6 protein-coding genes and 1 pseudogene are annotated in these 6,153 nt (G+C 42.2%); 2 read left to right on the top strand and 5 right to left on the bottom strand.

Going from position 1 to position 6,153, the window contains the following annotated elements:
- Positions 1-141: 141 nt before the first annotated feature.
- Positions 142-1,512, bottom strand: a complete 1,371-nt coding sequence (locus R8925_RS09535; protein ID WP_430535641.1) for an Nramp family divalent metal transporter — start codon at positions 1,510-1,512, stop codon at positions 142-144.
- A 268-nt stretch (positions 1,513-1,780) separates the two neighbouring features.
- On the opposite strand from R8925_RS09535, the gene R8925_RS09530 reads away from it, so the two are divergent.
- Both R8925_RS09530 and R8925_RS09525 read left to right on the top strand, forming a co-directional pair.
- On the top strand, positions 1,781-2,353 hold the full coding sequence (locus R8925_RS09530) for a bifunctional transcriptional activator/DNA repair enzyme AdaA (RefSeq protein ID WP_430535640.1): 573 nt from the start codon (positions 1,781-1,783) through the stop codon (positions 2,351-2,353).
- A complete protein-coding gene (locus R8925_RS09525) occupies positions 2,331-2,834 on the top strand; it encodes a methylated-DNA--[protein]-cysteine S-methyltransferase (RefSeq protein ID WP_430535639.1) in 504 nt (167 codons plus the stop codon). The genes R8925_RS09530 and R8925_RS09525 overlap by 23 nt, the downstream gene beginning before the upstream one ends.
- On the opposite strand, the gene R8925_RS09520 is transcribed toward R8925_RS09525, so the two are convergent.
- The 4 genes and pseudogenes from R8925_RS09520 to R8925_RS09505 all read right to left on the bottom strand — a co-directional run bounded on the left by R8925_RS09520 (position 2,831) and on the right by R8925_RS09505 (position 6,114).
- Positions 2,831-3,130 carry an MGMT family protein gene (locus R8925_RS09520; protein WP_430535638.1) on the bottom strand — a complete coding sequence of 100 codons (300 nt, stop codon included), beginning with the start codon at positions 3,128-3,130 and terminating at the stop codon, positions 2,831-2,833. The two genes, R8925_RS09525 and R8925_RS09520, sit on opposite strands and share 4 nt — an antisense overlap.
- Positions 3,131-3,207: 77 nt before the next feature.
- A complete protein-coding gene (gene gloA, locus R8925_RS09515) occupies positions 3,208-3,591 on the bottom strand; it encodes a lactoylglutathione lyase (RefSeq protein ID WP_430535637.1) in 384 nt (127 codons plus the stop codon).
- 62 nt (positions 3,592-3,653) lie between these two features.
- Positions 3,654-4,490 carry a YihY/virulence factor BrkB family protein gene (locus R8925_RS09510; protein ID WP_430535636.1) on the bottom strand — a complete coding sequence of 279 codons (837 nt, stop codon included), beginning with the start codon at positions 4,488-4,490 and terminating at the stop codon, positions 3,654-3,656.
- Positions 4,491-4,685: 195 nt separating this feature from the next.
- Positions 4,686-6,114: pseudogene (locus R8925_RS09505) on the bottom strand (IS1182 family transposase).
- Positions 6,115-6,153: the final 39 nt, after the last annotated feature.

Raw genomic sequence — 6,153 nt, 5'->3', positions numbered from 1 at the left:
TACTTATTTCTATATACATATAAAGAGGATGGAACATCCGTTGATTTGTAGATCAACTTTTGTCCCATCCTCTTTTTCGATTTTATATAGCATAAAAATCCAGAGTCGACTCTGATTTAGAGAACTCTGGATTTTTGTGTATTAACCAATGCCTGAAAGTGTTTGGATAATTAGTTGGATGTTGAGGATACTTAGGATTACGGTTATAACCCATGCTAGAATTGTAACCCATAGATGGTTTTTGAAATCGCCCATTAGTTTTTTACTGCTGGTGAAGATGGTCAGTGGAATCATGGAGAATGGTAGGGCGATACTTAGGAAAACTTGGGTGTAGATTAGGAGTTGTTCGACTGCATTTTCTTGGTCGCCGTATACAACGATGCAAATGATAACTGGAATGATAGCGAGTATGCGTGTGATAAGTCGGCGAATCCAGACGGGTAGTTTCATATGGATAAAGCCTTCCATGACAATCTGGCCGGTTAATGTTCCTGTGATAGTGGCGTTTTGTCCAGATGCGAGTAGGGCAACAGCGAATAGAACACTGAGGATAGGACTTGCGATGGCGCCAACGATAGCATTGTTTTGCAGGGCATCATAGAGTTGAGTGAATTGACCTAGGTTGCTGGTGTCTTGACCAAAGAATAGGGCAGCACCGAGTATGAGTAGTAGGCAGTTTACGACGAATGCTGCGGTTAGTTGGATGTTTGAGTCGATGGTCGAAAACTTAATCGCTTCTTTAAGTGATTTTTTGTCATTGCGGTCGTATTTTCTGGCTTGTACAATGGAAGAATGTAGATACAGGTTGTGTGGCATAACGGTTGCGCCGATAATACCAAGTGCCAGAAATAGTGCGCCTTTATCTGTGATGACTTGTTTTTGTGGAATAAAGCCCCCAAGCATGTCTGACATGTTTGGATCGGATAGAATAACTTCATATAAAAAGATAACTAGGACAGTGATGATTAGTGTGACGACAATGGCTTCGATTTTTCGAAAACCGAATTTTGCTAGGACGAGAAGTAGGAATACGTCAAGTACGGTGATGATGACGCCGAGTATGAGTGGGATGCCAAATAGCAGGTTTAGGGCTACGGCACTACCAATGACTTCGGCGATATCAGTGGCCATGATGGCAAGTTCGGCTACAATCCATAGCGCAAAGCCGCCTTTCTTGCCGGTTTTTAGACGGGTGGCTTGGGCTAAATCAAGCCCTGTTACGATTCCAAGTCTGGCACACATGCTTTGCAGTAACATGGCAATGAGGCTGGACATTAAGATGACGCTTAGAAGTAGGTACCCGTATTGGGATCCGCCTTGAATAGAGGTGATCCAGTTACCGGGATCCATGTACCCGACTGCGACAAGTGCTCCGGGGCCTGAGTAGGCGATGAGTTTACGCCAAAAGCCACCGTTTTTTGGTACGCTAACACTATTATTTATTTCCCCCAAACTTGCTCCATTGGGCGGGGTATGTTGGATGATTTTTTGTTTTTCTTTTTTATTAGTCATAGTCAAGATCCTCTCAATGTTTCCTTCGTGCAACAAATTTAGTTTAATGCAGATAGAGCGATTTTGCAAGTGTTATGCTGTTATTTGGAAAAAAGAAAAATTCACCATGTGCGAGGTTGGTAATTTTGTATGTTCTTTTTTCTGATAAGATAGGAATGTATGCTATATTTTGACTTTTCAAATCTTGCTTTTATATCTTGAACGGGTTATTTTTTTAAGGAAAACGGAGTATAATGGGAGGTGGATAGGCGGAGAGGGGCTGGAATATATGGTGACAGTGGAGCAATGGCGGGCTATTTGTGAGAATGATGCGGCGTATGATGGACAGTTTTTTTATGCGGTAAGTTCGACGCGGATTTTTTGTCGACCTTCTTGTAAGTCGCGTACGCCGAAGCTTGAGAATGTTAGTGTGTTTTTATGTGCGGAGGATGCGATTGATGCGGGATTCCGGCCTTGTAAGCGGTGTAAGTCGGGTGGTATGCGTTTACCGGATGTGGAATGGGTGGCGCAGATTGAAGCTTATATTGTGGAGCATTATCGGGAGCATTTAACGCTCGACCGGATTGCAGATGGATGTCATGGAAGTGCATATCATTTACATCGGGTGTTTAAGGGGCAGACAGGGATGACGCCACTTGATTTTGTGCATGTGGTGCGGATTCGGGAGGCATGTGTGTTGCTTAAAGAGACGGAGATTCGGGTGATGGATATTGGTGTTGCGGTTGGGATGCCGAATGCGGCGCAGTTTACGACGTTATTTAAGCGGATTGTGGGTATGACGCCAAGTGTATATCGAAAAGATAGGAAGGGGTTGGAGAATGATGAAGCCAATTTTTTATGATCGGTTGGACGTAGCTGGGATGGCAATTTATGTTGGAGTTAGTGAGCGTGGATTGGCGTTCGTTGGTTCGGATGGGGCGGACTTGTTGGAAATGGAAAATTGGAGCGAGCGGGTTCGCGTGGACTTGACGGCGGATGCAGAGAAGGTTAGACCGTATGCGGATGGGATTGTGGGCTATTTGACGGGAATGCAACATGATTTTGGTTTGCCGGTAGATATTTCTGGGACGCCTTTTCAGGAGGCGGTTTGGAAGGCGCTACTCGCGATTCCATATGGAGAGACGAGGACGTATTCGGAGATTGCGAATCTGATTGGAAAACCGAAAGCGGTGCGGGCTGTTGGGACGGCGATTGGTGTGAATCCAGTTTTGATGGTTGTTCCGTGTCATCGCGTGATTGGTAAAAATGGAAACATAACTGGCTACCGTGGTGGTATCGCGATGAAGGAGCGGTTATTGCAATTGGAGACGACAGGAGCTTAACCTTGCCAAAAGCAGTTTTTTAGACGGACATTGCCATTTGGGGTAAATGTGATGCCTTCTGCTTTTAGTAGTTCGTATTGGGCGGGCCAGTTTGGAACGAGACGGCCTTGAGAGTTGACGACGCGGTGGCTTGGGATGCTGGCGTCACTTGGGGTTAATCGCATGGCAACACCTACAAGGCGCGAGTTTTTCGGGCGGCCAAGCATGTAAGCAATCTGACCGTATGTTGTGACTTTTCCGCGAGGGATTTGGCGGACGAGATTGTAGACGTCTTGTTGAAATTGGGCGTGGTGCATAATTTTTTTCCTCCTACTTGAATATAGATAGCAAAAGAGAGCATAAAATCGAAACTGCTCTCTTTTTTTCATTTCATTTAGCGATTTTGGATGACTTCGGTTTTGTAGCCGTCTGGATCCATTACGAAGAAGTAGGTTGGTTTGGTTCCTGGTAGGCCTTTTAAGTCGGTCACGCTGTAGCGGGCTTTTTCGAAGGTTTGGTGTGTTTCGGAAAGGTCATCAACGCCAACTGCAAGGTGCCCATAGCCATTTCCAAGGTCGTAAGGTTGCGCTTGATCGTAGTTGTATGTTAGTTCTAGTTCGAAGCCACCTTCTTCAAATGCAAGGTAAACGAGCGTGAATTTGTGGTCTGGAAAATCTTTGCGACGTGTTTCTTTTAGGCCAAATGCTTCGGTGTAGAATGCTAATGATTTGTCTAGATCCTTGACGCGAATACATGTATGTAGCATTTTGATACTCATATTAAAATTCCTCCTAAATAGCTATTTTCTCTCGATTTTATTGTAATATATCTACGCATTGATTACAAATTTTGTTGTTTGTAGGTGTTGATGATAACGTTTAGAAAAGCGCCAAGTAATAGGATAATCGAGATGAAGTAGAGCCAGAGCATGATGACAATCATAACGCTGAGACTGCCGAAGCCAAGAATTTTGTCACCTTGAAAACGGACGTAAGCGGAGAGTAGCTCGGTTGCAATGAGCCAGCCGATTGTCGCGAACAGTGCACCGCTGAGACTTTTTCTAATCTTCCATTTTACGTTTGGAACGAGCCAGTAGATGATAATAAAAAGAAGAAATAGGAAAATTGGCGTGATGAACCATTTTGCGGCACCTAAATTGGCAAGCGCGTCTAGTTTAAGATCGAATTGATTTTGCAGAAAGGTTACGAGTTGTTCACCGAATGCGAAAAGGAAAACAACAGCGCCCAAAATGATGATAATAACGAGCATCATCAGAAAAGACATGATGCGGGTTACAATGAAATTTTTGCGATCTGGGGCTTGGTAGACGATATTTAGAACTTCTTGTAAGGCGCTGAAACATTTTGAGGCAGACCAAATCGCGGTGATTAGACCGAGTGAGATGGCGGTACCGCTTGCATTTGTTAGCATGTTTTCAATGGCAGGATGCAAAATATCGTATACTTCTGGTGGCATGAATGTTTGGAGTGTGGAATAGACCTCTTCTTTTGGAAGTGGCAAGAGCGGTATTAGGTTACCGAATACTAGTAGCATTGGCAAAATGGATAATAATATGTAAAAGGTGAGCTGGGCAGCGTGCGAGGTGATTCGTGCGCTTTTCCAGTTTGTTTTGGCGAGTTCTCCTGCTTGTTTTAGTTTGACTTTATTTAAAGACATGTAGATTTCTTCCTTTCGTGAATTATTTTCCATGAGCATTAGATGGGTAAATCGAGATATTAATCGCGCTCGTTACTGTCATCATACCCTTGAGTGCATAAATAAAAACAAAATAGGTTGCATTTACTTTGAGAGAGTTTTTGTTAAGTAGAGCGAATGAGTAGATCAAAGTAATAGTTTATTCAGTAACATTTGTTACTGTAAGACTGCAGAAAAACAGGATTTCCGTTGATAATTGATGAAAAATCCTGTTTTTATGTATGTACGAAAAAATGTTAAAAAAGGCATCGCCTTTTCCCATAGCCAGTTGGCTAATTTTTTTAAGTTGAGTGCAGCGAAAGTAAACATCGCCTGCAAGGAAAATTTCGCAAGCCCGTGATAAGTTGCCCAACGCATCCCATGTTTTTCTTTAGCATCAGCAAAACATCTTTCGATGGTTTCTTTTCGGCGTTTGTACCAGATTTTATGTAGCGCAGTAAAGCGAAGTTCTTCGGAAATCTCTAAATAAGGTTGCCATAGGTGGCGAAGCATTACCTTTTCTTGTGCTTTGCTTTGTGTGCATTCATGTAGTAAGGGACAAATGGAGCACTGTCTAGCATCCGATTTAAACATACGGTAACCATCTCGTGTAAGACGACGATAAGTAAGCAACTTGTTGTTGGTGCAGATATAAGCATCTAGCCAATGATCATATAAAAATTCACGCTTGGAAAAGAGGCCTTCCTTTTTTCGAGGTCGATGGCAAGACGGCCTGAATATTTTGACTCCAAAGATATTTAGCGATGACAGCGGTTTTATATCCTGCATCAGCAACAATGACACGTGGACTAATTAAAGTATTTTTTAATTTTTCGACAAGTGGGATGAGTAGCTGACTATCATGTATGTTTCTAGGTGTCACGATGACACCAAGTATAAAGCCATTGTTATCACACGCGCTATGGAAAGAATACGCAAATTGTTTTTCACGCTCTCCTTTGACATAATATCCTGCTTCTTTATCCGTGTTACTGATTTTGATCTCCTTTGTTTCTTGTTTCTCGATCCATACAAAAGGCTTTTTTCCTTCGGATATCCCAACCATATTAATTTCATCTTCTAACACGCCTTGGTAAAGTTGTGCTTCTTTTTGTACCGTTTCTTTATGAAATTTATGCTTGTTGGCATTGGCTTTGACGTGAGTGGAATCAATAAAAGCTACTTCAGGATTTATAAACCCTGCATCAGAAGCTTGTTGAAGAATACGATAAAAAATTTCTTCAAAGACATCTGTTTCAGCGAAACGACGAACATAATTTTTACCGAAGGTAGAGAAATGAGGAATCTTTTGATTGAAGTCATACCCGAGAAACCAACGATAAGCCATGTTTGTTTCTACCTCTTTTATGGTCTGACGCATAGAGCGAATGCCAAATAGATACTGTACGAGTACCAACTTGATTAAAACAACAGGGTCTATGCTAGGTCTTCCAGTATGAGAATAGGTATGTTCTACGATAGGATAAATAAAGTCAAAGTCTAAAATAGCATCTACTTTTCTTACAAGATGTTCCTGCGGAACTAATTCTTCTAAAGAAATAGCAATCATTTGATTTCTGGTATCTCTCTGGTTTTTGGAAATAATTGGAATCACTCCTCCTATGTGTAAGCCTTATCATTATTA

The organism is Listeria rocourtiae subsp. hofi (assembly GCF_963575615.1).
GTDB classification, from domain to species: Bacteria; Bacillota; Bacilli; order Lactobacillales; family Listeriaceae; genus Listeria_A; species Listeria_A hofi.
This window is presented reverse-complemented; position numbering and strand designations above follow the sequence as displayed.

What these genes read in the sequence shown, in the direction of transcription:
- R8925_RS09535 (WP_430535641.1), bottom strand. Translation starts at nt 1,512, where the DNA reads ATGACTAATAAAAAAGAAAAACAAAAAATCATCCAACATACCCCGCCC.
- R8925_RS09530 (WP_430535640.1), top strand. Translation starts at nt 1,781, where the DNA reads ATGGTGACAGTGGAGCAATGGCGGGCTATTTGTGAGAATGATGCGGCG.
- R8925_RS09525 (WP_430535639.1), top strand. Translation starts at nt 2,331, where the DNA reads ATGATGAAGCCAATTTTTTATGATCGGTTGGACGTAGCTGGGATGGCA.
- R8925_RS09520 (WP_430535638.1), bottom strand. Translation starts at nt 3,130, where the DNA reads ATGCACCACGCCCAATTTCAACAAGACGTCTACAATCTCGTCCGCCAA.
- gloA (WP_430535637.1), bottom strand. Translation starts at nt 3,591, where the DNA reads ATGAGTATCAAAATGCTACATACATGTATTCGCGTCAAGGATCTAGAC.
- R8925_RS09510 (WP_430535636.1), bottom strand. Translation starts at nt 4,490, where the DNA reads ATGTCTTTAAATAAAGTCAAACTAAAACAAGCAGGAGAACTCGCCAAA.